Source organism: Janthinobacterium sp. 344, assembly GCF_900112025.1.
In the GTDB taxonomy this organism is placed as follows: Bacteria; Pseudomonadota; Gammaproteobacteria; order Burkholderiales; family Burkholderiaceae_D; genus Janthinobacterium.
In genome coordinates this window covers 280,158-304,618 of record NZ_FOKL01000007.1, presented here as the reverse complement: position 1 = coordinate 304,618, position 24,461 = coordinate 280,158, and the positions used below count along the sequence as shown (strand labels likewise).

The 24,461-nt window shown below is 66.5% G+C and carries 26 protein-coding genes; 14 read left to right on the top strand and 12 right to left on the bottom strand.

Features of this window, described 5'->3' with window-relative positions; genetic code table 11:
* Positions 1-19: 19 nt before the first annotated feature.
* A complete protein-coding gene (locus BM193_RS19850) occupies positions 20-1,330 on the bottom strand; it encodes a cytochrome c (protein WP_092799408.1) in 1,311 nt (436 codons plus the stop codon).
* A gap of 199 nt (positions 1,331-1,529) precedes the next feature.
* On the opposite strand from BM193_RS19850, the gene BM193_RS19845 reads away from it, so the two are divergent.
* The 7 genes from BM193_RS19845 to BM193_RS19815 all read left to right on the top strand — a co-directional run bounded on the left by BM193_RS19845 (position 1,530) and on the right by BM193_RS19815 (position 7,585).
* A complete protein-coding gene (locus tag BM193_RS19845; RefSeq protein WP_092799410.1) occupies positions 1,530-3,182 on the top strand; it encodes a Na+/H+ antiporter in 1,653 nt (550 codons plus the stop codon).
* 182 nt (positions 3,183-3,364) lie between these two features.
* Positions 3,365-3,970: a regulatory sequestration protein YfiR gene (locus BM193_RS19840; RefSeq protein ID WP_254786325.1), complete on the top strand. Its 606-nt coding sequence runs from the start codon at positions 3,365-3,367 to the stop codon at positions 3,968-3,970.
* Positions 3,971-3,978: 8 nt separating this feature from the next.
* Positions 3,979-5,232, top strand: a complete 1,254-nt coding sequence (locus tag BM193_RS19835) for a diguanylate cyclase DgcN/YfiN (RefSeq protein ID WP_254786324.1) — start codon at positions 3,979-3,981, stop codon at positions 5,230-5,232.
* Positions 5,233-5,249: 17 nt separating this feature from the next.
* The gene (locus tag BM193_RS19830; protein ID WP_092799414.1) at positions 5,250-5,753 is read left to right on the top strand and encodes an outer membrane lipoprotein YfiB; all 504 of its coding nucleotides are present in this window, start codon (positions 5,250-5,252) and stop codon (positions 5,751-5,753) included.
* On the top strand, positions 5,750-6,256 hold the full coding sequence (locus tag BM193_RS19825) for a gluconokinase (protein ID WP_254786323.1): 507 nt from the start codon (positions 5,750-5,752) through the stop codon (positions 6,254-6,256). The genes BM193_RS19830 and BM193_RS19825 overlap by 4 nt, the downstream gene beginning before the upstream one ends.
* 70 nt (positions 6,257-6,326) lie before the next feature.
* Positions 6,327-6,644, top strand: a complete 318-nt coding sequence (locus BM193_RS19820; RefSeq protein WP_092799418.1) for a DUF3144 domain-containing protein — start codon at positions 6,327-6,329, stop codon at positions 6,642-6,644.
* Complete coding sequence (locus tag BM193_RS19815; RefSeq protein ID WP_139176203.1) at positions 6,644-7,585, top strand: acyl-CoA desaturase; 942 nt, start codon at positions 6,644-6,646, stop codon at positions 7,583-7,585. The genes BM193_RS19820 and BM193_RS19815 overlap by 1 nt, the downstream gene beginning before the upstream one ends.
* Here the strand turns inward: BM193_RS19815 and BM193_RS19810 are convergent.
* The 5 genes from BM193_RS19810 to BM193_RS19790 form a co-directional block, all read right to left on the bottom strand.
* The gene (locus BM193_RS19810) at positions 7,558-8,100 is read right to left on the bottom strand and encodes a gamma carbonic anhydrase family protein (protein ID WP_092799863.1); all 543 of its coding nucleotides are present in this window, start codon (positions 8,098-8,100) and stop codon (positions 7,558-7,560) included. The two genes, BM193_RS19815 and BM193_RS19810, sit on opposite strands and share 28 nt — an antisense overlap.
* A 31-nt stretch (positions 8,101-8,131) precedes the next feature.
* Positions 8,132-8,863 carry a CPBP family intramembrane glutamic endopeptidase gene (locus tag BM193_RS19805; RefSeq protein ID WP_092799420.1) on the bottom strand — a complete coding sequence of 244 codons (732 nt, stop codon included), beginning with the start codon at positions 8,861-8,863 and terminating at the stop codon, positions 8,132-8,134.
* Between the two features lie 84 nt (positions 8,864-8,947).
* On the bottom strand, positions 8,948-10,126 hold the full coding sequence (locus BM193_RS19800) for a benzoate/H(+) symporter BenE family transporter (protein ID WP_092799422.1): 1,179 nt from the start codon (positions 10,124-10,126) through the stop codon (positions 8,948-8,950).
* 135 nt (positions 10,127-10,261) lie between these two features.
* The gene (locus tag BM193_RS19795) at positions 10,262-11,737 is read right to left on the bottom strand and encodes a MocR-like pyridoxine biosynthesis transcription factor PdxR (protein ID WP_092799424.1); all 1,476 of its coding nucleotides are present in this window, start codon (positions 11,735-11,737) and stop codon (positions 10,262-10,264) included.
* Positions 11,734-12,675 (bottom strand): hypothetical protein, encoded by a 942-nt coding sequence (locus BM193_RS19790; protein WP_092799426.1) that lies wholly within the window; start codon positions 12,673-12,675, stop codon positions 11,734-11,736. Before BM193_RS19790 ends, BM193_RS19795 begins: the two co-directional genes overlap by 4 nt.
* A gap of 150 nt (positions 12,676-12,825) precedes the next feature.
* Here BM193_RS19790 and BM193_RS19785 point away from each other — a divergent pair, with 150 nt between their 5' ends.
* Positions 12,826-13,281: an META domain-containing protein gene (locus BM193_RS19785; protein ID WP_175533357.1), complete on the top strand. Its 456-nt coding sequence runs from the start codon at positions 12,826-12,828 to the stop codon at positions 13,279-13,281.
* A gap of 19 nt (positions 13,282-13,300) precedes the next feature.
* On the opposite strand, the gene BM193_RS19780 is transcribed toward BM193_RS19785, so the two are convergent.
* Positions 13,301-13,720, bottom strand: coding sequence for a hypothetical protein (locus BM193_RS19780; protein ID WP_139176205.1), 420 nt, complete (start codon positions 13,718-13,720; stop codon positions 13,301-13,303).
* A 124-nt stretch (positions 13,721-13,844) separates the two neighbouring features.
* On the opposite strand from BM193_RS19780, the gene BM193_RS19775 reads away from it, so the two are divergent.
* The gene (locus tag BM193_RS19775; RefSeq protein ID WP_092799432.1) at positions 13,845-14,555 is read left to right on the top strand and encodes an HAD-IA family hydrolase; all 711 of its coding nucleotides are present in this window, start codon (positions 13,845-13,847) and stop codon (positions 14,553-14,555) included.
* Here the strand turns inward: BM193_RS19775 and BM193_RS19770 are convergent.
* The 5 genes from BM193_RS19770 to ssuE all read right to left on the bottom strand — a co-directional run bounded on the left by BM193_RS19770 (position 14,515) and on the right by ssuE (position 18,984).
* Positions 14,515-15,342: an ATP-binding cassette domain-containing protein gene (locus BM193_RS19770; RefSeq protein WP_092799865.1), complete on the bottom strand. Its 828-nt coding sequence runs from the start codon at positions 15,340-15,342 to the stop codon at positions 14,515-14,517. The two genes, BM193_RS19775 and BM193_RS19770, sit on opposite strands and share 41 nt — an antisense overlap.
* A 17-nt stretch (positions 15,343-15,359) precedes the next feature.
* Entirely contained in the window at positions 15,360-16,160 is an 801-nt protein-coding gene (gene ssuC, locus BM193_RS19765; RefSeq protein WP_092799434.1) for an aliphatic sulfonate ABC transporter permease SsuC, read from the bottom strand.
* 1 nt (position 16,161) lies between these two features.
* Positions 16,162-17,322, bottom strand: coding sequence for an FMNH2-dependent alkanesulfonate monooxygenase (ssuD, locus tag BM193_RS19760; protein ID WP_092799436.1), 1,161 nt, complete (start codon positions 17,320-17,322; stop codon positions 16,162-16,164).
* Between the two features lie 12 nt (positions 17,323-17,334).
* Entirely contained in the window at positions 17,335-18,264 is a 930-nt protein-coding gene (locus BM193_RS19755; protein ID WP_254786335.1) for a sulfonate ABC transporter substrate-binding protein, read from the bottom strand.
* A 99-nt stretch (positions 18,265-18,363) separates the two neighbouring features.
* On the bottom strand, positions 18,364-18,984 hold the full coding sequence (ssuE, locus tag BM193_RS19750; RefSeq protein ID WP_092799438.1) for an NADPH-dependent FMN reductase: 621 nt from the start codon (positions 18,982-18,984) through the stop codon (positions 18,364-18,366).
* A gap of 255 nt (positions 18,985-19,239) precedes the next feature.
* On the opposite strand from ssuE, the gene BM193_RS19745 reads away from it, so the two are divergent.
* The 5 genes from BM193_RS19745 (at position 19,240) to BM193_RS19725 (ending at position 24,362) form a co-directional block, all read left to right on the top strand.
* Positions 19,240-20,454, top strand: coding sequence for an acyl-CoA dehydrogenase family protein (locus BM193_RS19745; RefSeq protein WP_092799440.1), 1,215 nt, complete (start codon positions 19,240-19,242; stop codon positions 20,452-20,454).
* Positions 20,455-20,562: 108 nt separating this feature from the next.
* Entirely contained in the window at positions 20,563-21,390 is an 828-nt protein-coding gene (locus BM193_RS19740; protein WP_092799442.1) for a MetQ/NlpA family ABC transporter substrate-binding protein, read from the top strand.
* A gap of 3 nt (positions 21,391-21,393) precedes the next feature.
* Complete coding sequence (locus BM193_RS19735; RefSeq protein WP_092799444.1) at positions 21,394-22,785, top strand: LLM class flavin-dependent oxidoreductase; 1,392 nt, start codon at positions 21,394-21,396, stop codon at positions 22,783-22,785.
* A gap of 99 nt (positions 22,786-22,884) precedes the next feature.
* On the top strand, positions 22,885-23,793 hold the full coding sequence (bla, locus tag BM193_RS19730) for a subclass B3 metallo-beta-lactamase (RefSeq protein WP_092799445.1): 909 nt from the start codon (positions 22,885-22,887) through the stop codon (positions 23,791-23,793).
* A gap of 89 nt (positions 23,794-23,882) precedes the next feature.
* On the top strand, positions 23,883-24,362 hold the full coding sequence (locus BM193_RS19725; protein ID WP_092799447.1) for an META domain-containing protein: 480 nt from the start codon (positions 23,883-23,885) through the stop codon (positions 24,360-24,362).
* Positions 24,363-24,461 lie beyond the last annotated feature (99 nt).

The window sequence follows — 24,461 nt, the reverse complement described above, 5'->3', positions numbered from 1 at the left end:
AACTTTCAGTAATTACTGGCTACTTGCCGGCGCCTGGCGTGGCACGCGCGCGCGCCACGGCCGCGTCCAGGTTCGTCCAGGCCGGCTGATGGCTGCGGCTGCGGCGCAGATAGGCCGCCAGCTGGGCCACGTCGTTATCCGTCAGCGAGGCGGCAAAGCCGGGCATCAGCACGCCAGGCATGGCCTCGTCCTTGCCGATGCCGTGCAGGATCACCTGGATCAGGTTGGCGGGGTCGGGCGCGCTGACGGCGCTGTTCAGGCTCAGTTCCGGGCGCAGGGCCGCGGGCTGGCCGTCGCTGTTCGAATGGCACGAGGCGCAGGCGGCCACGTACAGGCTGGCGCCACGGTCATTGTCGACCAGGCTGACCCGCTGCGAGCGTTCGATGCCCGCCTTGATCACGGCGTCCGCATCCACCTTGCGCCCGGCCGCGCCGGCCACGCCGGCAAAATACGTGGCCAGCGCGCGGATATCGGCATCGGGCGACGCGCCCATGCCTTCGTGCACCACGGCCGACATGGGCCCGGCCGCCACGCCGTGCAAGGCCGTGGCGCCCGTGCGCAAAAAGGCATACAGCTCGTCCTGCGTCCACGGCAAAGGGGCCGTGTTGGCGCTGGTCAAGGCGGGCGCATACCAGTGGTCGATCGCCGCGCCCAGGTAGGACGAGCCGGCGACCTCGGCGCCCAGCGCATTGCGCGGCGTGTGGCAGGCGGCGCAATGGGCCAGGCCTTCGGCCAGGTAACGGCCCCGGTTCCAGTCCAGTCCTTGCGCGGCATCGGGCTGGACGCTGGCTGGCTTGAAATACAGCAGCTTCCAGCCCGCCTGCAGGGGCCGCAGGTTCAGGGGAAAGGGCACGCTATTGGCGGGCGCCACCGCGTACACGGGCGCGCGCGTCATGCAATACGCGTACAGGGCCGTCAGGTCGGCCTCGGAGACGCCGTTGAAATGGGTGTACGGAAAGACCGGATACAGGTGTGCGCCATCGCGGCCCACGCCTTCGCGCATGGCCCGCTGGAAGGCGGCCAGCGACCAGCGGCCGATGCCCGTCTGCGGGTCGGGCGTGATGTTCGTGGCATAAATCGTGCCAAACGGGGTGGCCAGGCCATGCCCGCCAGCAAATTCCGCGCCCCCCTTGGCCGTATGGCAGGCGGCGCAATTGCCCATGCCGGCCAAGATGCGGCCCTTTTCCACCACTTGCGATGAAAACGCCGTGGCGGCGGGCGGATTGACGGGTGCCAGCGCGGGGCGCCAGTAATAGACATAGGCGGCCAGCGCCGCCAGGATGAGTAGCGCCAGCAACAGCAGCAGGCCGGTGAAAATCTTTTTGAACAAAACAGGGACCAGTGAAAGTAAAGGCGGAGTGACAGCAAGGCGAACCCTGCCGCCAGGGCATGACGGCGACAACAGGGCCACAATGACAATCTTACCGCGATTGTGACTTGTTGTATGTACGCAATGACACGCAGACGGCGCCGCGAGCGGGCTGCGCCTTATAATCACCTTTTCAGCACGGCCCCGCCCTCCGTCCCACATGCATACCGTTACCATTATTCTCATCCTGGTCCTGACCGTCGTCCTGTGCGGCTTCATCGCCCGTTCGCGCTGGGTCAAGCTGCCCCTGCCCCTGATCCAGATCGCCGGCGGCACGGGCCTGGCCATGTTCGGCGTGCAAGTGCCGCTCGATCCCGACATCTTTTTCCTGCTGTTCATTCCGCCGCTGCTGTTTCTCGATGGCTGGCGCATTCCCAAGGGCGCCTTCTTTTCCGACGCGCGCTCGATCCTCATGCTGGCCATCGGCCTGGTGCTGTTTACCGTGCTGGGCATGGGTTTCTTCATCGACTGGCTGATTCCCAGCGTGCCGCTGGCCGTCGCCTTCGCGCTGGGCGCCATCCTCTCGCCGACGGACCCCGTGGCCGTCTCGGCGATTGCCGCCGGCAACCCGATCCCGCCGCGCCTGATGCATATCCTGGAAGGCGAATCCTTGCTGAACGACGCTTCCGGCCTCGTCTGCTTCACCTTTGCCGTGGGGGCCATGATGACGGGCGGCTTCTCGATCGGCGCCGCCTCGCTGAGCTTTTTGCAGGAAGCGGGCGGCGGCATCGTCATCGGCCTGGCCATTGCGTGGGGCGTGGGCCTGGCGAATAAATGGCTGGTGAGCAAGGTCGGCGAAGAGCCTGGCCTGCAAATCCTGATCAGCATCCTGCTGCCGTTCGCCGCCTACCTGGGCGCCGAACAGATCCACGGTTCCGGCATCCTGGCGGCCGCCACGGCGGGCGTGTCCATGCATTACGCCGACCTGATCGGCCGCCCGCTGGCCGCCACGCGCACGCAGCGCAAGGCCGTGTGGGACACGATACAACTGGTCTTGAATGGCGTGATCTTCGTCATGCTGGGCGCGCAATTGCCCACCACCGTCGCCGGCTTGCCCGCCGCGTCCGCCGAAGTGGGCGCCGGCAGCGCGTGGAAACTGCCCCTGTTCGTGCTGGCCATCACGGTGGGCCTGACCTTCATGCGCTTCCTCTGGGTCTACATCTCGATGAAGCTGACCTTATTCAAGCACAACAAGAAGGTGGCCGGCGAATCGAAGGAGGCGGCCATGCTGGCGCGTCCCAGCCTGCGCCTGCTGATGGTGGCGTCGTTTGCGGGCGTGCGCGGCGCGCTGACCCTGGCCGGCATCCTGACCTTGCCCCTGTTCTTGCCGGACGGCACGCGCTTCCCCGCGCGCGACCTGGTCATCTTCCTGGCCATGGGCGTCATCCTGCTGTCGCTCATACTGGCCAGCGTCACCCTGCCCCTGCTGACCAAGGGCCTGGTGTTCGCGCCGCCCGCGCGGCGTTCGACGGAGGAGCGCAACGCGCGCGCCGCCGCCGCCGAGGCGGCCATCGCGCGGCTGGAAAAAGTCTGCGAGGGCATCGACAAGGAAGACAAGCAGCAAGTCGTCACGGAAGCGGCGAACCGCCTGATCGAAGCCTACCGGCGCCGCCTGGCGTATGGCGAAAGCAGCAACGATGAAGCCGTGCGCATGCAGGAGCTGGCCAAGGCCGAGCGGGCGCTGCGGCTGGAAGCGCTGAATGCGGAGCGCGATGAATTGTTCCGCCGCCGCATTTCAGGCGAACTGGACGACACCATCCACTTGCGTTTGCTGCGCGAAATCGACTTGCTGGAAGCGACTTTGGAAGAATAGAGACAGTCGGGCACGGCTTATGCAATGTAGTCCAGCAATTCTCATGGTAAAGAATGCAAGTTTTAACATTGCTGTTTATAATGCAAGGTTATATAACGCAGCAATTTACTTTCAGCACGCAGTTCCGTACAGTCTGTGTTGATGAGTAGCAATTTCTGACCTGACTAAAGATACGCCCAGCCGTGCTCTCCACCTCCTGCCACCGGCAGCGCACCGCGCCGCCCGCACTCTTCACTGCCCGGCTCGCCGTCGTGCTGCCGGCTTTGCTGTTCGCTGCGCTATTGGCGTGCTCCCTGCTGGCGCCACGCGCCGCCTGGGCGCAGGGCGCGGCCACGCCGGACGCCAAGCGTTCGGCCGATGTGGCGCAAGTGCTGTTCGGCATCATCAGCTATGTGCGCTGGCCCGTGAACCGGCCTGAAGTGCGCGTCTGCAAGGTGGGCGCCACCCGGCTGGACGCGGCCATCGTCGACACGCCCGCCTCAAGCGCGGGACAGCGCATCCGCGTCAAGATCCAGTCGGCCCTCGGTCCCGTCAGCGAATGCGATGTCGTCTACATGGGCCATCTGCCCGACAGCGAGCGCGAACAGCTGCTGGCCCAGGTCATTGGCAAGCCCATCCTGTCCGTCAGCGAACCGGGGACGGCCTGTCCCGTGGGCACGATGTTCTGCCTGCGCCTGCTCGACGCGCAGATCGGCTTTGACGTCAACCTCGACGCCATCGCCCGCAGCGGCCTGCGCGTGCATCCGAACGCCTTGCAAATTGCACGTCGCAAGGGACCCCAGCCATGAACGCCCGGATGAATAGCAAACTCGTCCGCAAACAGCGGCCCACGCTCGACAGCGTGCTGCGGCGCGCCCACCTGAGCGTGTCGCTGATCGCCGTGCTGGCCGCCGGCCTGACCCTGACGGCGGTGGCGCTGCTGGCCTTGCGCGTGTATTCCGACCAGAACCTGCGCCTGGTGGCCCGCTCGATGAGCTACACGGTGGAAGCGGCCGTCGTCTTCGGCGACTCCATGGCCGCGAAAGAAGCGCTGGCACTGATCGGCGTCAACGAAGACATCGACCAGGCGCTCGTCAGCGACAGGAATGGCAAGCTGCTGGCGCGCTGGGAACGGGGCGAACACGGCACCCGCTACTACATCGAGCGCACCCTGACGGGCTGGATGCTGCCGGACTCGCTGAGCTTTCCCATCAGCCACGATGAGCAGGTGATCGGCAGCATCAAGCTGATACCGCACAGCCGCAGCCTGCTGCCCTTCCTGCTCAGCGGCTTGAGCTGCCTGCTGGCCTGCCTGGCGCTGAGCCTGATCGTCGCCGTGCGCCTGTCGCGCCGCATGGAAACGGAAATCACGGCGCCGCTGCGCCACCTGGCGGAAACGGCGCACCGCGTGCGGCGCGACCGCTCCTTCGAATTGCGCGTGCCGCCGGCCAATATTGCCGAACTGAACCAGATCAACGACGACTTCAACGCCCTGCTCGACGAACTGGAAGCATGGCAAAGCCATCTGCAGAAGGAAAACGCCTCGCTGTCGCACCGCGCCAACCACGACAGCCTGACGGGCCTGTCGAACCGCGCCTTCATGGAAACGGAGCTCGAGCGCGCCATCATCGAAGCGCGCGTCGGCAATGGCAAGGTGGCCGTGCTATTCCTCGACAGCGACCGTTTTAAATACATCAACGATACCTTCGGCCACGCCTCGGGCGACCGCGTGCTGGTGACGATCGCCGCGCGCATCAAGCAGCAATTGCGCGAAGGCGACCTGGTGGCGCGCCTGGGCGGCGATGAATTCGCCATCCTGCTCAAGCCGCTGCGCAGCAGCGCCGACGCCATGCACATCGCCGATAACATCATCGCCGCCATGGCGCAAGCCATTGAGCTGCCGACCGGCAACAGCATCGTCAGTTCGCTGACCATCGGCGTGGCCGTCTTCCCCGACCACGCCATCGACGCCGCCTCGCTGGTGGGCGCGGCCGATGAAGCCATGTACCGCGCCAAGCAAGCGCAGCGCGGCACGCGCCAGGTGGCGCGCCTGCCCCACATTCACCCCTGACCGCAAGGAGCAACACCATGCAATTCCTCTACAAGCAATTACGCCTCGGCTTCCTCGGCCTGTTCTTCGTCGGCCTGCTGGCTGCCTGCCAAAGCACGCCGGAAGTGACATCCCCGTTCAATGCCGAACAGATCGCCGCCCTGAAGGAACAGGGCTTCCGCCAGACCGATGAAGGCTGGGAGCTGAGCTTCACGGACAAGCTGCTGTTCGAATTCGACGCCGCCAAGCTGACGCCGCCCAGCCGCAGCGCCATCCAGAAGATCAGCGCCGCCCTGCTGAAAGTGGGCATCACGCACATGCGCGTGGAAGGCCATACGGACAACGAAGGCACGGAAGCGTACAACGACAAGCTGTCGCTGGCGCGCGCCAACGTGGTGGCCGACGCCATGGGCGCGACGGGCATTCCACGCGGCAATATCGTCGTGAAAGGCCTGGGCATGAGCAAGCCCGTGGCATCGAACGCCAGCAAGGCGGGCAAGGCTGAAAACCGCCGCGTCACCATCATCGTCTCGGCCCCATGAGTGCAGGCGCGCCCGCCGCGCGCTGGGTCGTGATGGGCGTGTCCGGCTGTGGCAAGAGCGCCGTCGGCAGCCTGCTGGCCGAAGCATTGAAGGTGCCGTACGTGGAAGGCGACGACGTGCATCCGCCCGAAAACGTGGCGAAAATGGCCGCCGGCATCCCGCTCGACGATGCCGACCGGGCCGGCTGGCTGGCCGCCCTGCGCGCGCGCATCGCCACGGCCCGCGCGCAAGGCGGCGGCCTCGTCGTTTCCTGCTCGGCCCTGAAGCGCGCCTACCGCGACCTGTTGCGCGAAGGCGACCCTGCCCTGCGCTTCGCCCACCTGCATGGCCCGCGCGAGGTGCTGGCACGGCGCATGCAGCGGCCCGGCCACTTCATGCCGCCCAGCCTGCTCAACAGCCAGCTGCGCACCCTGCAGCCGCTCCAGCCCGATGAGGCGGGCATCGTGCTCGACATCGGCCAGCCGCTGGCCGTGCTGGTCGCACAGATCCTGCAAGCGCCCTGAAGCGCGGCGCGCGGCTGGACAGCCCGCGGCCCGCTGTGTAGACTGGCGCGCACTTTCATGAGGAATTGTTATGACCACACCCACCACCAAACCAGCGCCGGGCCCGGAATTCTGGGAACGCGCCGACCAGGTCATCGCCCTGGCCAACGAACAATGCATGCACAGCGGCGGCAATGAAGTGGCGACCTCGCTGCTGTACGCGGCGGCCCGCTTCAACGCCTTCCTCGTCGCCAGCAAAAGCAACGACGTGGTCAAGATGCAGGAAGAGAAGGAAGGCGCCGTGGCCTTCTTCACGGAACAGTACAAGCGCATGCTGACCGATAACTTCAACGACTACATCACCAATTTCGACAAGTACACGCAACCGTCGTCCGCCCCCCAGGGCTGATGTCCACAGCCAGCCTGGCCGGCCACCGCGCCAGCGCCGCCCATGCCGACAGCGTGCTGGCCGGTTCCGTGCGCTATGCACCGCTGGCCTCGCTGTGGCTGGCGGCCATGCTGGCCGGCGCCGTGCTTGGCGGCGCCCTCTTCTTCAGCTGGACGGGACTGGCCCTCTTCATCATCGGCACGGCCATCGTCCTGCTGTTCGGCCACTCGCTGGGCAGCCACCGCAAACTGATCCACGATAGCTACCAATGCCCCCGCTGGCTGGAATATGTGCTCGTCTACCTGGGCGTGCTGGTGGGCCTCAGCGGCCCGCTGGGCCTGCTGCGCCAGCACGAACTGCGCGACTACGCCCAGCGCCTGCCTGACTGTCACCCCTATTTGCGCCACGGCGCCCGCATCTGGCGCGATGCCTGGTGGCAACTGCACTGCCGCCTCGATCTCGACCACCCGCCGCACATCGCCATCGAGCCGCGCATCGCGCACGACCGCTTTTACCGTTTCCTGGAAAGCACCTGGATGCTGCAGCAACTGCCGTGGGCCGTGCTGTTCTTTGCCTGGGGCGGCTGGGGTTTCGTCTGCTGGGGTGTCTGCGCGCGGGTCAGCGCCGGTGTGCTGGGTCACTGGCTGGTCGGCTACTTCGCCCACAACCACGGCCAGCGCCACTATCACGTCGACGGCGCCGCCGTGCAGGGCCATAACATCCGCCTGACGTCGCTGCTGACCATGGGCGAATGCTGGCACAACAACCATCATGCGTATCCGGGCTCGGCCCGTCTGGGCTTGCAGCCGGGCGAATGGGACCCGGGCTGGTGGGCGCTGCTGTTCCTGCAACGCGTGGGCCTGGTGTCCGGCCTGCGCCTGCCGCACGACCTGGCGCCGCGGCCGGAACTGCGCCGCCTCGATGGCGCTGCAGCTCAGGCGTCGCCGCCGCCCGCCAGGTAATTGTTCTTCACGCGCACATAGTGCTCGGCCGAATAGCGCAGGTAGGCGATCTCGGCTGCCGTTAACGGGCGTACCTTGGCGGCCGGGCGGCCCACGTACAAATGGCCGCTTTCCAGCACCTTGCCGGGAGACACCAGGCTGCCCGCGCCCAGCATCACGTGCTTTTCCACCACCACGTCATCCATGACGATGCTGCCCATGCCGATCAGGCATTCGTCACCGATGGTGCAGCCGTGCAAGATGACGGAATGGCCGATGGTCACGTATTTGCCGATGGTCAAGGGCGAGCCGTCGGGCTTGGCGGCATTCCTGTGCGACACGTGGCCCATGGAAAAGTCCTGGATATTGCTGCCCTCGCCGATGACGATGCGGTTGACGTCGCCGCGCAGCACGCTGTTGCACCAGATGGAACAGTCGTCGCCGATCTGCACATCGCCGATCACTTGCGCCGTGTCATGCAGGTAGACTCGTTCGCCCAGCACGGGACGGGTATTCAGGTAGGAACTGACAGGCATCGCTTTCTCGCTTTTCATTAATAATCAACATTCACACCCAGCCGGCCGCCAGCGCAAAGATCGCCAGGCCATGCGCCAGCGACGCACCCAGCAAGCCGGCACGACAATATACCAGCCCCGCCACCACGCCTTCGATCACGGTAAACACGACGATGGGCGCACCCACCTGCGTGACGGTGGTGGCAAGGAAGGCATGGCACAGGCCAAACAGCAGGCCCGACACCAGCGCCGCGCGCCAGGCGGGCAGCCAGGCGCGCAATTGCTGCTGCAGCAAGCCACGGAACAGCAATTCCTCATAACAGTTGGCCGCCAGCGCAAAGGCCAGCAACAGCGGCAGCGTGGCCGGCGCGACGGACGGCAAGGACGGCAGGCCGGACACGGCTTTCAAGCCGATCGCCAGCGCCACGATCAGGACGGCGCCGGCCACGCCCAGCGGCACGGACAGGGCCGGCCGCGCGCCCACCCAGCGGATCTGGCGGCGCGCCTCGCCTTCCAGCCGGCACGTGCTGAAAACCAGGCCCAGCGACATGGCGCCCAGCGCCAGCAAGACCAGCGGCGGCGCCGTGAAGCGCAAGCCGCCCGCCGCCACCTGCCAGTAGCCGTGCGCCGTCATGGCGTCGCGCGCCAGCACGAAAAACAAAATATGCACGAGCACGCGCAGCAGCGGGACGGTGCGGGGCACGGCCAGCAGCAAGGCGGCGCAGACGAGGAAGGCGGGCGTGATCGCCAGCAGATACTGCGCCAGGGAAGTCAGGTCGGCCATCGCTCACATCGGGAAAAGTACGGTGCCAACGGGCACAGGCTGGCAATTGTATGCGCCGGCTGGCAAAACGGGCAACCTGTCTTGCTATGCCGCCTTGCGCCAGCCGTGCATCAGCCCATGCGCGGCCAGCCCCGCCACCAGTCCCCACAGGGCGCCGCCCACGCCCAGCAGGGTCACGTTCGCCGCCGTGGCGAGAAAGGTGATCAGCGCCGTCTCGCGCGTGCGCACGTCGGCCATCGCCTGCGCCAGGCTGTTGCCGATGGCGCCCAGCAGGGCCAGTCCCGCCAGGGTGGTGATGAAGGTGCGCGGCAAGACCATGAACAGGCTGGCCAGGGTGACGCCGAAGATCCCCACCAGGATGTACAGCACGCCGCAAACCAGCCCCGCGAGATAGCGCTTCGACGGGTCCGCATGCGCGTCCTTGCCGGTGCAGATGGCGGCCGTGATGGCGGCCACGTTGAAGGCATGCGCGCCGAACGGCGCCATGAGCAGGGAACCGAGGCCCGTCACCGTCAAAATCGGATTGGCGCTGACGCGGTAGCCGTCGTTGCGCAGCACCAGCATGCCGGGCATGTACTGGCCCGTCAAGGTGATCAGGAACAGGGGCAGCGCCACGCCCAGCAGCGCGGCCATGGAAAAGCGCGGCATCTCGACCACGGGGGCGGCCAGGGTCAGCTCGATGCCTTGCAAGTCCAGGCGCCCCTGCGCCAGCAGCAAGACCAGGCCGGCCAGCATGATGCCGGCCACGGCAAAGCGCGCCGTGAAACGCCGCAGCGCCGCATACGACAGCAGCAGCACGGCCACCAGCACGGGATCGGCGCTGGCGCCGCCAAACGCGTTCACGCCAAATTGCAGCAGGATGCCTGCCAGCAAGCCGGCCGCGATGCCGCCCGGGATCAGCCGCACCAGGCGCTCGAAGGCGCCGGACAGGCCCAGCAGGATGAAGGCAATGGCCGACAGCATGTAGGCGCCGATCACCTCCGCATACGGCGTGTGCGGCATGACGGTGGCGAGAAAAGCCACGCCCGGCGTGGACCAGGCCGTGATGACGGGCGCGCGGTAGCGGTAGCTGAGCCAGATGCCCGTGACGCCCACGCCGATGCTCAGCGACCAGACCCAGGACGCCGTCTGCGCCGCGCTCAGCTGGGCCAGCTGCGCTGCCTGGAACACCAGCACGAAGGTGCCGCCGTAGTTGACGAGCACGGAAATGCACGCCGCCATGGCGGGCGATGCGAGATCGCGCCAGCGCGGTCCGTCCGCCATGGCGGCGCCTGCAGTGCTTGTTGCCTTTGTTGTCATGCGGATACCCCCTGCCGTTGAAAGGAGGGGATCTTAGCGCTCGAATGGACTGCCAGAACAGGCCAATTCCAGCGCACACAGCAGACCACTTTCGCCGTATCACCCCAGCGCGCGGGCCAGCCGGGCGATGCCGTCGTCGATCTCGTGCGGGGTCAAGGCCGCAAAGCCCAGCAGCCAGCCGCCACGGGCCGGCGGCGCCGCATACAGCCGGCTCAGGCCCGGCAGCACGATGCCCGCCTGCGCCGCCAGGCGTAGCGTTTCCAGCTCCACCCTGCCCTCGTGCAGCCGGCACGGCATCTGCAAGCCGCCCGGCGGCAACTGCGCCGTGACGATGCGGGACAAATGCCGGTGCACGGCCTGCGCCATCGCATCGCGGCGCACGGCATACACTTTGCGCATGGCGCGCACATGCGCGGAAAAATGCCCGTCCGCGATGAAGCGGGCCAGGGTCAGCTGGTCCAGCTGCGGCGTGTGGCCATCGAGGATGCTGCGCGCATACGTCATCGGTTTCACCAGCGCGGGCGGCAGCACCATGTAGCCGATGCGCAGGCCCGGGTACAGCGACTTGGCGAACGTGCCCAGGTAAATCGTGCGCTGCCGCGCATCGAGCCCCTGCACGCAGGCCGTCGGCAAGCCCGCATAGTGAAACTGGCTGTCGTAATCGTCCTCGATGATCCAGCCCTGGCGTTCGGCGGCCCAGGCGACCAGGTCGAGGCGGCGCTCCAGCGCCAGGGTGGCGCCCGTCGGATACTGGTGCGACGGCGTGACGTACACGGTATGGGCGCCGCTCGTATCGGCGCGCAGGCTGGCCGTGCACAGCCCCTGCGCGTCGACGGGCACGGGCACCACGCGCAGCTGCGCCATCTCGAACGCCTTGCGCGCGCCGAAATAGCCGGGGTCTTCCATCAGGATGGGCCCGTGCGCGTCGGCCAGCACCTGCGCGCACAGGTACAGGGCCTGGCGCGTGCTGCTCAGCACCAGCACCTGATCGGCCGTGGCGCGCGCGCCCCGCTCCAGGTTCACATAGTCGGCGATGGCTTGCCGCAGCGGTTCGGCGCCTTGCGGGTCGCCATGCAGCAGCACGCTGGCACGGTGCTCGCCGGCGGCCTGGCGCCGCAGCCGCTCCCACACGTCGACGGGAAACGCCCGCGTTTCCGGCAAGCCCGTGGCAAAGGCTTTCACGCTCTGCTGGTCGGCCACGCCGCCGCTGGCGAGGATCTGCGCGCCGCGCGCGCTGAGCGCCGCGGGCTGCGGGGACCAGGGTTGCAGCGTCGTTGCGGGCCTGCCCAGCAAGCTGGCGCCGACCGTCGGCGAGACGAAACTGCCCGATCCCGCCTGCCGCTGGATGTAGCCATCGAGGCGCAGCTGCGCATACGCCAGTTCCACCGTGTCGCGCGATACCCCCAGCGATTGCGCCAGCGCGCGCGTGGCCGGCAGGCGCAGGCCGGGCGCCAGCACGCCGTCCAGTATCAGCTGGCGCAATATGCGCTGCACGCGCACGCGCAAGTCGAGCGCCGCCCACTGCGGGTCGGCCAGGCGGATTGCCAGGGTGTCGAATTCGAAGCGCGGCGTCATGTCGCCGCCGGCGCGGCGCCGGCGGCCGTCACGGCGGCCACGCTGCTGGCGTGCGAAAACCCATGCTGGCGCAGCACTTCCACCAGTTGTGCGCTGGCGCAGCCCAGGCGCAGGTTTTCCGCCACCCAGTCCTGCCATTCGCGGCTGATCTCCGGCATGGCCTCTTGTTCCAGCGTGAGACCGAGTATCCATTCGGCCAGCAGGCCGTTGATGCGCTTCGTGTCGATCAAATGCTGCACCACCGCGTGGCCGGAATGGGGAAACGGGTGCAGGGTGCAGCGGCCGAACGGCGCCAGGCGCTGCGCGTGCATGGCATCGAGGTTCACCGATTCGCTGGCACTGGCGCCGGCATGGGCCACGTCCGGCCGCGTGCCGAAAGCCAGGTGGATCTGCGTTTCATCTGTCGCCCTGGCGCGGCACAGGGCCGCCAGGTCCGGGTAGCCGGAGGGCGGCGGATCCTGCGCCAGCGATTCCATCACCGGCAGCCAGCGCAGCTCGTGATACAGGCGCGCCTGACGCACATCGAGAAAGGACAGCGGGCCGAAGGCGGCGATACGCTCCACGTCCAGCAGCAAGCCAAACATCACGGCCGCATACGCGCCCATGGACTGGCCGATGGTCGTGACCTCGCCGGGCGCGATGCGGCGCACCAGTTCGCGCAAGGCTTGCGCCGATTCGTCCACATGGCCGCCCAGCCCCGCGATGCGGCGGTGGTACCAGGCGTTGCCCGAATCGCGCACGAGGATCTTGTTCAGATGCTGGCCGCTGGCCTGCTCCAGCTTGCGCAGGCGCCCGTAAAAATCGAAGGCGGGGCGCGTGGTCCACGAGACGAAGCCGAAGGCGATCACCAGCGGCGCGCCGGGCACGATGCGGTCGACCAGCACGTCGTCGCCAGTGGTGGCGACCAGTCGATTATCCAGCGCTTGCGCTTGCAGCATCGGCCCGGCTCCCCGATCAAGGTTAAAACAATAGAAAGCATGAGTTTAATGCCAGGACTGGCAAAATGGAAACAATCGCCGCTGCCGTGCGCTGAACGGCACGGAAAACCTGCTAGTCTGCGGGCATTCCACCCCTCACAGGAGCCTTCCATGCTGCATCACCTCAAATACCTGTCCCTCGCCGCCGCCATCGCCATGGCCGGCGGCTGCGCCGCCACCTCCGACAGCGCCAGGCCGGACACGGGCCTGACGCCCACGTACAGCCTGACGAATACCTACTGGAAGCTGACGGAACTCGATGGCGCCCCCGTGACGATGGTGCCGGAGCAGGAGCGCGAAGTGCGCATCACGCTCACCGACGATGGCAAGGTCCATGGTTTTACGGGCTGCAACCAGGTCATGGGCGGCTACACGCTGGCCGGCACGGCCCTGCGCTTCACGCAGCTGGCCGGCACGCGCATGGCTTGCCCGCCGCCGCTGATGCAGCTGGAAAGCGCCGTGCTGGCCAATTTGAACAGCGTGACGGGCTACCGTTTCGATGGCGAATACCTGATCCTGCTCAAGGATGGCGCGCCCGTGGCCAGGTTTGAATCGGTCTACCTGTAGGCTGCCAACAGGCAGTTGCTCAGATGACCTTGAAGATTTCCAGTCCCCGCTCATTACGCAGGCAGTACACATTCTCGTATTGAAATGAGACGACAAATTTGCAGGGACTGGACTCGACCAGGCAGGCAACGACCTCGCGCAAGGTGTCACGGCAGGCATCGTAATGATCATTATTGTAGCGAAAATTGATCCTGTATTCCACCCGCCAGTCCTGCGGCGAAGGCAGAAATTCGGCAAGCACGCCTTCAGGGCTGGCGCTCCCCGCGTCTTGCCCGGCGCTCCTGATGCGGACATAAAAGTTCAAGCCCGACTCGGGAAAATAACCATTGAAACCGCTGTCGGTCGGCTCGATTTCCTGTGCCCCGCAGCGCGTCAATATGCCGACCAATACTTCCCGCTCCAGCTGCGCATCCGCTTCCAACGAAAACTCGAGTGCCACTATCTGTCCTTGTCCATGAAGCTAGCTTGCCGGCCAAGATGGCCGATGCGCTGAATGTAGCACAGCACGCACCTTGCGCTTTCACTTTACAATATGAATCACCCCACCCGCCTGGAAGGAAGCCATGTCCGCACTGCCCTCGCCGTCGTCATCCCCAACACCATCGGCCGCCGGCCGCTACCGGGCTTTTCTTTTTGACATGGACGGCACCGTCATCAATTCCATCGCCGCCGCCGAACGCATCTGGGGCACCTGGGCGCAGCGCCAGGGCCTCGACGTGGCGGCTTTTCTGCCCACCATCCATGGCGCGCGCTCGGTCGACACCATCGCCAAGCTGCGCTTGCCCGGCGTCGACGCGCAGCGCGAGTCGCAAGGCATCACGGATGCGGAAATCATCGATGTGGAAGGGATTATTGAAATCGCGGGCGCGCTGCGTTTTTTGACGTCGCTGCCGCCCGCGCAATGGGCCATCGTCACCTCGGCGCCGCGCGCGCTGGCCACGGCGCGCCTGAAGGCGGCCGGCATGCCGATACCGGCCATCATGATCACGGCCGAAGACGTCAAGGCCGGCAAGCCGAAACCCGATTGCTATTTGCTGGCGGCGGAAAGCCTGGGCGTGGCGCCCGTGGATTGCCTGGTCTTCGAGGATGCCTCGGTCGGCATCGAGGCGGGAGAAGCGGCCGGCGCGAAAGTCATGGTGGTCACCGCAACGCATGCGCACCCGCTGGCCACGCGCCACCCGGCCATCGCCAGCTATGAAGGCATCGTGGCGACCGTCGATGGCGATGGCTTTATTATCCTGGCCGAGACGGCTGCAGCACCCGCGACAAGATAGCCTGCTCCAGCGCGGCGAAGGCCGCATGGCCGCGCTGACGGGGGCGCGGCAAGTCCACCTGCACGTCCATCGTGATCTGGCCATCCTCGATCAGCAGCACGCGGTCGGCCAGCGCCACCGCTTCGGCCACGTCGTGCGTCACCAGCACGGCCGTGAAGCCGCGCGCCAGCCACAGCGACTCGATCAGCTGCTGCATCTCGATGCGCGTCAGGGCGTCGAGCGCGCCCAGGGGCTCGTCGAGCAGCAGCAGTTGCGGCTCGTGCACGAGGGCACGCGCCAGCGCCACGCGCTGTTTCTGCCCGCCCGACAGGGCCGACGGCCAGTCGTCCGCCCGCTCGGCCAGGCCCACCGTCCACAGCGAGGCGGCCGCCGCGCCGACGGAACGGGGCAAGCCCAGGGCCACGTTGTCGAGCACCGTCTTCCATGGCAGCAGCCGCGATTCCTGGAACATGATGCGGATGTCGGGCGCTCCGACACCGCTGCCGATGGCGACGCTGCCTTCATCGATGCTTTCCAGTCCCGCGATCGAACGCAGCAAGGTGCTCTTGCCACAGCCGCTGCGTCCCACGATGGCGACAAATTCGCCCGCTTCCAGCTGCAGGTCGACGTTTTTCAGCACGGGGCGGCTGGTGTAGGATTTGCTCAGCTTCGTCAATTCCAGCGGCACGCCCCTGCGCTGCAAGGGAGCCTGTGGAGCGGCCTTCGCCTGCGGCGGCGCGCTGGCCGGGTCGTATTGCACGAAATGCGACAAAAAGTCCGTTTCGATCTGGATGGGGGCAAGCAGCATGGTGTCCTCTTCAATCATTAGCGGTAAGCGGGATTCCAGCGCAGGCAGTGGCGTTCCAGCCGGCGCGAGAACAAATCGGCCAGCTTGCCCAGCAAGGCGTACAGCAGTATCCCCACCAGCACCACGTCCGTTTGCAAGAATTCGCGCGCATTCATGGTCATGTAGCCGATGCCGGCCTGCGCCGAGATGGTTTCGGCGACGATCAGCAGCACCCACACGAGCCCCAGCGAAAAGCGCACGCCGACCAGAATGGACGGCATGGCGGCCGGCAGGATCACGTCGCGGTACAAGGGCCAGCCGGACAAGCCATAGCTTTTCGCCATTTCGATCAAGCCCTGGTCGGCAGAACGGATGCCGTGGAAGGTGTTCAGGTAGACGGGAAAGAAGACGCCGACGGCCAGCAGGAAGAGTTTCGCCGTCTCGTCGATGCCGAACCACAGGATCACCAGCGGAATCAGGGCCAGTGCGGGGATATTGCGCACCATTTGCAAGGTCGTGTCGAGCAGGGTTTCCGCATGGCGGAAGCTGCCCGTCAATAAGCCCAGCAGCAAGCCCAGTCCCGCGCCGACGGCGAAACCGACCGTCGCGCGCCACAAGCTCGTCTTCAGGTGCAGCCACAATTCGCCCGACACGGCCAGGTGCCAGAAAGCCTTCGCCACGGCCCACGGTTCGGGCAGGATACGGCTCGACAGCCAGCCCCACTGCGCCGCCAGTTGCCAGGCCAGCAGCAGCGCCACGGGCAAGGCCCACGGCGCCAGGGCATCACGCCACGGCGTGCGCGGCGCCCGTTGGGTGGCGGCAGCGGTGCCGGCGGCCATCTCAGGCCGCCTTCTTCTGCGGCGCGGCCGGCACGATATTGCTGGCCATGACTTCGCCGAATGGCCCCGTCAATGACTGCTCACCGGCGGCCTTGCCCTTGCCCAGCAGCGGGAATGCCAGCTCGGCGAAGCGGTACGATTCCTCCAGGTGCGGATAGCCGGAGAAAATGAAGGTGTCGATGCCCAGGTCCGCGTATTCCTGCATGCGCGCCACCACCGTCGGACCGTCGCCGACCAGGGCCGTGCCCGCGCCGCCGCGCACCAGGCCCACGCCGGCCCACAGGTTGGGCGACACTTCGAGCTTGTCGCGCCGCCCGCCATGCAGGGCCGCCATCCGTTGCTGGCCCACGGAATCCATCTTGCCGAACGCCGCCTGCGCCTTGGCGATGATGTCGTCGTCCAGGTGGCTGATCAGTTCATCGGCCGCGCGCCAGGCCGCCTCGTTCGTTTCGCGCACGATCACGTGCAATCGGATGCCGAAGCGCACCGTACGGCCTTTTTTTGCGGCGCGCGCGCGGATGTCGGCGATTTTCTCGGCGACTGCGGCGGGCGGCTCGCCCCACGTCAGGTACACGTCCATCTGCTCGGCCGCCAGTTCGTGCGCGGGTTCCGACGAGCCGCCGAAATACAGGGGCGGATACGGTTTCTGCACGGGCGGATACAGGGTTTTCGCGCCCTTCACCTGGATATGCTTGCCCTCGAAGTCGTAGCCGGCCGCGCCGCCCTCGCCCGCCAGGGTAGCGCGCCAGACCTTGATGAATTCATCGGAGATTTCATAGCGTTTGGCGTGGTCGGCAAACAGGCCGTCCGCTTCCAGTTCGCCCTGGTCGCCGCCCGTGACGACGTTGATCAGGAGACGCCCGTTCGACAGGCGGTCGAACGTGGACGCCATGCGCACGGCCAGGCCGGGCGTGGACAGGCCGGGGCGCACGGCCACCAGGAACTTGAGCTTTTGCGTCACGCTGATCAGTGACGACGCCACCACCCACGCGTCTTCGCAGGAGCGACCCGTGGGCAGCAGCACGCCGTCGTAGCCCAGCGTGTCGGCGGCCACGGCCACCTGGCGCAAGTAATCGGCATCGACGGGGCGCGCGCCCTGCGAGGTGCCCAGGTAACGGCTGTCGCCGTGGGTCGGAATAAACCAGAAGACATTCAATGACATGATATTTGTTCCTTATTTTGCGCTGGTGGCCAGCTGGCGCGCCGGCAGCAGCGCATCCTTGACGACGATCGGTTTCGGAATCAGCTTCAGAGCGGAAAACGCGTCGGCCACCCTTTGCTGCGAGGCGATGACGTCGACAGAGACGGGTTTGACGCCATACGCATAGCGCGTGGCGGCCAGCGCCACGACTTCCTTGCCCAGCCCAGTCTGGGCCGACAAGATCGCCGCCACTTCCTCCGGGTTGTTGCGGCCCCAGTCATCGACCTTGGCCACTTCGTCGAGCACGATGCGCAGGATTTCGGGATTTTTTTCCGCATACGTGCGCGAGGCGAGATAAAACTGGTAGTTCGCCACCAGGCCCTTGCCGTCGGCCAGCACGCGGGCGCCCAGCTGCTTTTCGGCGGCGGCCAGGAACGGGTCCCAGATGGCCCAGGCGTCGACGCTGCCCCGCTCGAAAGCGGCGCGCGCATCGGCGGGCGGCAGGAACACGGGCTGGATATCGGCGTACGCGACGCCTGCCCTTTCCAGTGCTTTCAACAGCAGGTAATGCACGTTCGAGCCCTTGTTCAGGGCGATCTTCTTGCCCTTCAAGTCGGCCAGGGTGCGCAAGCCCGAACCTTTGGGTACGACGATGGCTTCGCTGGCGGGCGACGCCGGCTCATTGCCGACATACACCAGGTTGGCGCCCGCCGCCTGCGCAAAGATCGGCGGCGCCTCGCCCACGGTGCCGAAATCGATGCTGCCCACGTTCAAGCCTTCCAGCAGCACGGGACCGGCAGGAAACTCCGTCCATTTCACGCCCACGCCCTGCTCGGCCAGGCGTTTTTCCAGGGTGCCGCGCCCCTTCAACAACGTCAGGGTGCCGTATTTCTGGTAGCCGATACGCACCTGCACCTCCCCCTTGGACTGCGCCTGCGCCGCGGCCGGCATGCCGGCCGCCATCACGCCGGCAGCGGCGGCAAACAGCAGGCCCAGAGTGGTACGGCGCGAGAGGCGTTGTGCGTGGCGGTGTGTCATGGCGGTTCCTTGGTCGGTGAATAATCAGGCGGCGTGAAATTGCGGAGCGTACGGCTGGTCTTGCAGCGAACGCACGGGGTGCGGGACTTCTGCCGGCGCGGACGGACGCCGGCCCTGCAGCACGAACAGGCCCGTGGCGAGTTCCTCGATGCCGGCCTGCACGCGCGCGGCGATCGGCGCGTCCAGGCTCAAGCCCCCCTCTTCATGCCACGCCAGCTGCTGCGCATTGGCATAGATGCTGGTGAAGACCTGCTTGGCGCCCAGCGCATGGAGCACGGGACGCAGCGCATAATCGAGCGCCAGGGTGTGGGCGTGGCCGCCGCCCGTGGCCAGCGGCAGCACCAGCTTGCCGGCCAGACCATCCTGCGGCAGCAGGTCGAGGAAGGCTTTCAGCAAGCCTGTATAGGACGCCTTGTAGATGGGCGTGGCGATCACGATGGCGTCGGCGTCGGCCACGGCGCGCACGGCGCGGGCGATCGCCGCGTCGTCATAGTCGGCCAGCAGCAAGGCGCGCGCCGGCAAGTCGCGCACATGCAGCTTGGCGTAGCTATGGCCCTGCAGCGCCAGCTGTTCGCCGATATGCAGCAGCAAGCGGCTGGAACTCGATGGGAGTTGCGGGCTGCCGCCCAATAACAAGATGCTCATGTGATGCCCGTCCCTGTACGTGATGGTTTGATTTGGCTACTTGGATGCTTGCAGCCTATCGCCATCAGCGGCCCGATAAAACGAATGCTTTCGCGCTTCGATATGCGTTTTTTGTCTATCCGGGCCTGACGCCCCGCAAGCGAAGGCGCTCATCCACACATGGCTTTTTTCGCATATCCATGCGCGGTTTTCTTCGTGTACGGCGCGCGCCCGGCGGTGCAATATCGGCGTCATCGTCTTTCCGGAATCCGTCCCATGTCTAGCGCTTTACTCCATGCCGCCCATCCTCAGCCTCCTGTGCCGGAACCCCTGCAGGACGCCATCAGCATGGCCACCGCGCTGGCCGCGCGCCTGGCCGAAACGGCCAATGCCCGCGACCAGGCCGGCGGCCATGCGCCACAGGAACGCGAATGGCTGCGCGAGTCGGGTCTGCTGACCCTGTCGATTCCCGTGGAATTCGGCGGCCAGGGCGCGTCGTGGCCCCTCGTATACCAGGTGATCCGCATCCTGGCGCGGGCCGACAGCGCGCTGGCGCATGTCTTCGGCTTCCACCATCTGCAGCTGGCGGGCTTGCAGCTGTACGGCAGCGCGCAGCAGCAGCGCCGCCTGCTCACCTTGACCGTCGACGAGCGCCTGTTCTGGGGCAATGCCCTCAACCCGCTCGACAAGCGGGTCACGGCCAGCGACAGCGGCGACGGCTACGTCCTCGACGGCATCAAGAGCTTTTCTTCCGGTTCCGTCGGGTCGGACTGGCTGACCGTCTCCGCCTGGCACGCGCCCACGCAGACGGCGCTGATCGCCGCCCTGCCCACGCGCCAGGATGGCGTGACCGTGCAGGCGGACTGGGACGCCTTCGGCCAACGCCAGACGGACAGCGGCAATGTCCACTTTGAAGGAGTCGCCCTGCCGCGGGAGCTGGTGCTGCAGGCGCCCGCGCAGGCCGCCACGCCGCAAGCCACCGTGCGTTCGCAGATCGCGCAGCTGATCATGGCGAATCTCTACCTGGGCATCGCCGAAGGCGCGTTCGAGGCGGCGCGCCGCTACACGGGCGAGCAGGCGAAAGCCTGGTTTGCCTCGGGCGTGGCCCAAGCCACGGATGACCCTTTGGTGCAGCACCGCTACGGCCAGCTGTGGCTCTTGCTGCGCCCCGCGCAAGTGCTGGCCGACGCGGCGGCGCAGGAACTGGAAAAGGTCTTCCGCAAGGGCGCGCTGGTGACGGCGCGCGAACGGGGCTTGCTGGCCGTGGCCGTGGCCGAAGCCAAATGCCTGGCGCACAAGGCGGGACTGGAGATCAGCAGCCAGATGTTCGAACTGACGGGCGCGCGCTCCACCTCGGCCCAATACGGCTTCGACCGCTACTGGCGCAACGTGCGCGTGCATACCCTGCATGACCCCATCGACTACAAGCTGCGCGACCTGGGACGCTTTGCCTTGACCGGCACGGTGCCCGAGCCGACGGCATATTCGTAAAACCACGGCCTGGGCGAATCGATACATTTGCGCCGCAGGCAATTTAACGGACTTCCGGGGTCAGACCCGGCGGGTCTGACCCCAGTTCTTCACTAAGCAGGAGTTAACATGACCATCGCCCGCCGCAGCATCGTCCTCACCGCCCTGGCCCTGGCCTTGACGGCCAGCTTCGCCCACGCCAAGGACCCGAAAGAGATCACCATCGGCACCAGCGCCGGGCCGTATGCGGACCAGATCAAGCTGGGCATCAAGCCTATTCTGGAAAAGCAGGGCTACAAGGTCAAGCTGGTGGAATTCAACGATTACATCCAGCCCAACTTCGCGCTGGCCGAGGGTTCGCTCGATGCCAACGTCTTCCAGCACATCGTCTACCTGAAGAAATTCGCGCTGGAGCACAAGCTGGCCCTGACGGACCTGATCACGATACCCACGGCGCCGATCGCCATCTACAGCAAAAAGCACAAGACCCTGGACGACGTGAAGGAAGGCACGACGGTGGGCTTGCCGAACGATCCGACCAACCAGGCGCGCGCGCTGGTGCTGCTGGACCAGCTGGGCTGGATCAAGCTGCGCGCCAGCTTCGACCCCGTGCGCGCCTCGGAAAAGGATATCGCCGTCAACACGAAGAAAATCAGGCTGCTGCCGCTCGAAGCGGCGCAGCTGCCACGCTCGCTGGGCGACACCGACTACTCTTTCATCAACGGCAATTATGCGCTGGCTTCGGGACTGAAACTGACGGACGCGCTGGTGGCCGAGAAAATCTCGCCCAACTACATCAACCTGGTGGCCATCCGCACGGCCGACAAGGACAAGCAGTTCGCCAAGGACCTGGCGGCCGCCTACCGCTCGCGCGAATTCCTCGACATCACGAATAAACATTTTGCCGGCTACTCGAAACCCGATTACCAGCAAGCCTTGCAGACGGCGGCGAAATAAGCCATGAGCAAGACGATCCGCTTCAACGCCTTCCAGATGAACACCGTGGGCCACCAGTCGCCGGGCCTGTGGACGCACGCGCGCGACCGCAGCCACCGCTATACCGATCCCGAACACTGGACGGAACTGGCGCGGCTGCTGGAAGCGGGCCTGTTCGACGCGGTGTTCCTGGCCGACGTGCTGGGCGTGTATGACGTCTACCGGGCCAGCCTCGATGCGGCCCTGGAACACGGCGTGCAGGTGCCGCTGAACGACCCGCTGGCCCTCGTGCCCATCATGGCGCAAGCCACCACGCACCTGGGTTTCGGCGTCACCTGCGCCCTCACCTACGAACATCCGTACCCGTTCGCGCGGCGCATGTCCACGCTGGACCACCTGACGGGTGGGCGCATCGGCTGGAATATCGTCACCGGCTACCTCGATAGCGCGGCGCGCAACCTGGGCTTGCAGCAGCAGCTGGGACACGATGAACGCTACGACCTGGCCGACGAATACCTCGACGTCGTCTACAAGCTGTGGGAAAAAAGCTGGGACGACGACGCCGTCGTCAACGACAAGGCGCGCGCAATCTACGCCGATCCGGCCAAGGTCCATCCCATCAACCATGCCGGGCGCCACTACCAGGTGCCCGGCATCCATTTGTGCGAACCGTCGCCGCAGCGCACGCCGCTGCTGTACCAGGCGGGCACCTCGCCGCGCGGCACGCGCTTCGCGGCGCGCCACGCGGAAGCGACCTTTGTCAGTGGCCCCAGCAAGACGGTGGTCAAGCGCTATGCCGACGACTTGCGCGCCGCCGTGCGGCAAGCGGGGCGCGATGGCGACGCGCTGCTGATCTACGCGCAGGCGCTCATCATCACGGGCGCCACGGAAGCGGAAGCGCGCGCCAGGCACGCCGACTACCTGCGCCACGTGAACATCGAGGCGGCGCTGGTGCTGCTGTCGGGCTGGACGGGCGTCGATTTCAGCCGCTATCCGCTCGACGCCACCATCGACTACATCGATTCCCCGGCGGGCCGCTCGGCCCTGGCCTCGTTCAGCCAGGCCGACCCGGACCGCACCTGGACGGTGCGCGAGGCAGCCGAATACATCGGCCTGGGCGGGCGCGGGCCCGTGCTGGTGGGCGATGCGCGCCAGGTGGCCGACCAGCTGGAAAGCTGGATGGACGAGACGGGCATCGACGGTTTCAACCTGGCCTTCGCCGTGGCCCACGACAGCATGGCCGACGTGGTGGCCCACATCGTGCCGGAACTGCAGCGGCGCGGCCGCTACCGCAGCGGCTACGAAGAAGGCACCCTGCGCCACAAGGTGTTCGGCCAGGGCCCGCGCCTGCCGGCCGATCACGCGGGCCGCCAGGTCAGCATCGGTTCCGGGAGCGCCACCCTGGCCGCAGCCTGAAGCTCCCCTCACCCGCCGCCAGCCATGCAAGGGAGCGTTTGCATCGCGCCCCGTTCCGTGTCAGCATACGCCACCCTGGCAACACGGATAAGGACTGCAATGCCCCTCACCTCTCCACGCGCCCTGGCGCTGGCCCTGCTGCTGGCGGGCCACGCCTCCCTGGCCTTGGCGCAAGCGCCCGCCACGCCCCCCACGCCGGACTGCGAAATCTGCGCCACCTGGAACGCCGACCAGGCGCCGTTCCGCATCTTCGGCAATACCTATTATGTGGGCGTGAAAGGTCTCAGCTCGGTGCTCATCACGTCGCCGCAAGGCCATGTGCTGATCGATGGCGGCTTGCCGGAATCGGCGCCCAAGATCATCGCCAATATCAACGCGCTGGGTTTCCGCATCGAGGATGTCAAGCTGATACTCAATTCGCACGGGCATATCGACCATGCGGGCGGCCTGGCCGAGCTGCAGCGGCGCAGCAATGCGCTGGTGGCCGCCAGCCCGTCGGCCGCGCTGGACCTGGCCTCCGGCGAGGTGGGGCCGGACGATCCGCAATACCACGCGCTGCCCAAGTATCCGCCCGTGAAGGATATGCGCCTGGCGCGCGACGGCAGCCATTTCAACGTCGGCCCCATTGCGCTGACGGCGCACGCCACGCCGGGCCACACGCCGGGGGGCCTGAGCTGGACCTGGCAATCGTGCGACGGCCCGCGCTGCCTGAACATGGTGTACGCGGACAGCATCAATGCCGTCTCGCGGCCCGGCTTCAAGTTCCGCGGCAGCAGCGAGTATCCGACGGCGCTGGCGGACCTGCGCCACAGCTTCGAGACGCTGGAAAAGCTGCCCTGCGACGTGCTGATCTCGGCCCACCCGGAAGCGTCGCAGCTGTGGGAGCGCCTGGAAGCGAGCGCCACGGCGGGCAGCGACGCCTTCGTCGACCCGCAGGCGTGCCGCGCCTACGTGGCGGCGGCGCGCACCCTGCTCGATGCGCGCCTGGAGCAGGAGAAGCAGGAGTAGCGAGGCTGGCAACGGATGTGGTCAACCGTGCACGCTGGCGTGGCGCGTATCTGCTACTCTGGAGGCTATCACTTCAACAAGGAAATGCCATGTTCACACTCGCCAGACTGATTCCCCTCGCCGCCATCGTCGCCATCACGGCCGGCTGCGCGCAAACGCCCGTGCGTTCCGATGCGGCAGCCGCCGCGCCAGGCGCCACCTCGCCCGCCAAGCCGGCGCCGAAGCTGACGCAGACGCAGTGGAAGCTGAAGGAATTGAAGGGCAAGAAAGTCGTGCGTTCGGCGCCGGAACAGCGCGACGTGACCCTGCTGCTGGCCGACGGCCGCGCCAGTGGCCATAGCGGCTGCAACCAGATGATGGGCGGCTACACCAGCGACGGCGTCAGCACCCTGAGTTTCTCGCAGCTGGCCGGCACCATGATGATGTGCCAGCCGCAGGACATGGAGCTCGAGCGCGAACTCTTGACCACCCTGGGCGAAGTCAATGGCTACCGCTACGCCGACCAGGAACTGCTGCTGCTCAAGGATGGCGTGCCCGTGGCCCGCTATGAGGCGCTGACGGTGAAGTAAGGTTTTTGCAAAGCCAGGCGCCACGCCCGGCTTGAAGAGTGCCCGAAAAACGTTCAGGGCAAGGCGCAGCGCCGCAGGCAGTACGCTAGTACGGCCAGG

Excerpts from the sequence above, each read along its gene's own strand:
- BM193_RS19845 (WP_092799410.1), top strand. The coding sequence starts at position 1,530 with ATGCATACCGTTACCATTATTCTCATCCTGGTCCTGACCGTCGTCCTG.
- BM193_RS19835 (WP_254786324.1), top strand. The coding sequence starts at position 3,979 with ATGAATAGCAAACTCGTCCGCAAACAGCGGCCCACGCTCGACAGCGTG.
- BM193_RS19830 (WP_092799414.1), top strand. The coding sequence starts at position 5,250 with ATGCAATTCCTCTACAAGCAATTACGCCTCGGCTTCCTCGGCCTGTTC.
- BM193_RS19825 (WP_254786323.1), top strand. The coding sequence starts at position 5,750 with ATGAGTGCAGGCGCGCCCGCCGCGCGCTGGGTCGTGATGGGCGTGTCC.
- BM193_RS19820 (WP_092799418.1), top strand. The coding sequence starts at position 6,327 with ATGACCACACCCACCACCAAACCAGCGCCGGGCCCGGAATTCTGGGAA.
- BM193_RS19815 (WP_139176203.1), top strand. The coding sequence starts at position 6,644 with ATGTCCACAGCCAGCCTGGCCGGCCACCGCGCCAGCGCCGCCCATGCC.
- BM193_RS19810 (WP_092799863.1), bottom strand. The coding sequence starts at position 8,100 with ATGCCTGTCAGTTCCTACCTGAATACCCGTCCCGTGCTGGGCGAACGA.
- BM193_RS19805 (WP_092799420.1), bottom strand. The coding sequence starts at position 8,863 with ATGGCCGACCTGACTTCCCTGGCGCAGTATCTGCTGGCGATCACGCCC.
- BM193_RS19800 (WP_092799422.1), bottom strand. The coding sequence starts at position 10,126 with ATGGCGGACGGACCGCGCTGGCGCGATCTCGCATCGCCCGCCATGGCG.
- BM193_RS19795 (WP_092799424.1), bottom strand. The coding sequence starts at position 11,737 with ATGACGCCGCGCTTCGAATTCGACACCCTGGCAATCCGCCTGGCCGAC.
- BM193_RS19790 (WP_092799426.1), bottom strand. The coding sequence starts at position 12,675 with ATGCTGCAAGCGCAAGCGCTGGATAATCGACTGGTCGCCACCACTGGC.
- BM193_RS19785 (WP_175533357.1), top strand. The coding sequence starts at position 12,826 with ATGCTGCATCACCTCAAATACCTGTCCCTCGCCGCCGCCATCGCCATG.
- BM193_RS19775 (WP_092799432.1), top strand. The coding sequence starts at position 13,845 with ATGTCCGCACTGCCCTCGCCGTCGTCATCCCCAACACCATCGGCCGCC.
- BM193_RS19770 (WP_092799865.1), bottom strand. The coding sequence starts at position 15,342 with ATGCTGCTTGCCCCCATCCAGATCGAAACGGACTTTTTGTCGCATTTC.
- ssuC (WP_092799434.1), bottom strand. The coding sequence starts at position 16,160 with ATGGCCGCCGGCACCGCTGCCGCCACCCAACGGGCGCCGCGCACGCCG.
- ssuD (WP_092799436.1), bottom strand. The coding sequence starts at position 17,322 with ATGTCATTGAATGTCTTCTGGTTTATTCCGACCCACGGCGACAGCCGT.
- BM193_RS19755 (WP_254786335.1), bottom strand. The coding sequence starts at position 18,264 with ATGGCGGCCGGCATGCCGGCCGCGGCGCAGGCGCAGTCCAAGGGGGAG.
- ssuE (WP_092799438.1), bottom strand. The coding sequence starts at position 18,984 with ATGAGCATCTTGTTATTGGGCGGCAGCCCGCAACTCCCATCGAGTTCC.
- BM193_RS19745 (WP_092799440.1), top strand. The coding sequence starts at position 19,240 with ATGTCTAGCGCTTTACTCCATGCCGCCCATCCTCAGCCTCCTGTGCCG.
- BM193_RS19740 (WP_092799442.1), top strand. The coding sequence starts at position 20,563 with ATGACCATCGCCCGCCGCAGCATCGTCCTCACCGCCCTGGCCCTGGCC.
- BM193_RS19735 (WP_092799444.1), top strand. The coding sequence starts at position 21,394 with ATGAGCAAGACGATCCGCTTCAACGCCTTCCAGATGAACACCGTGGGC.
- bla (WP_092799445.1), top strand. The coding sequence starts at position 22,885 with ATGCCCCTCACCTCTCCACGCGCCCTGGCGCTGGCCCTGCTGCTGGCG.
- BM193_RS19725 (WP_092799447.1), top strand. The coding sequence starts at position 23,883 with ATGTTCACACTCGCCAGACTGATTCCCCTCGCCGCCATCGTCGCCATC.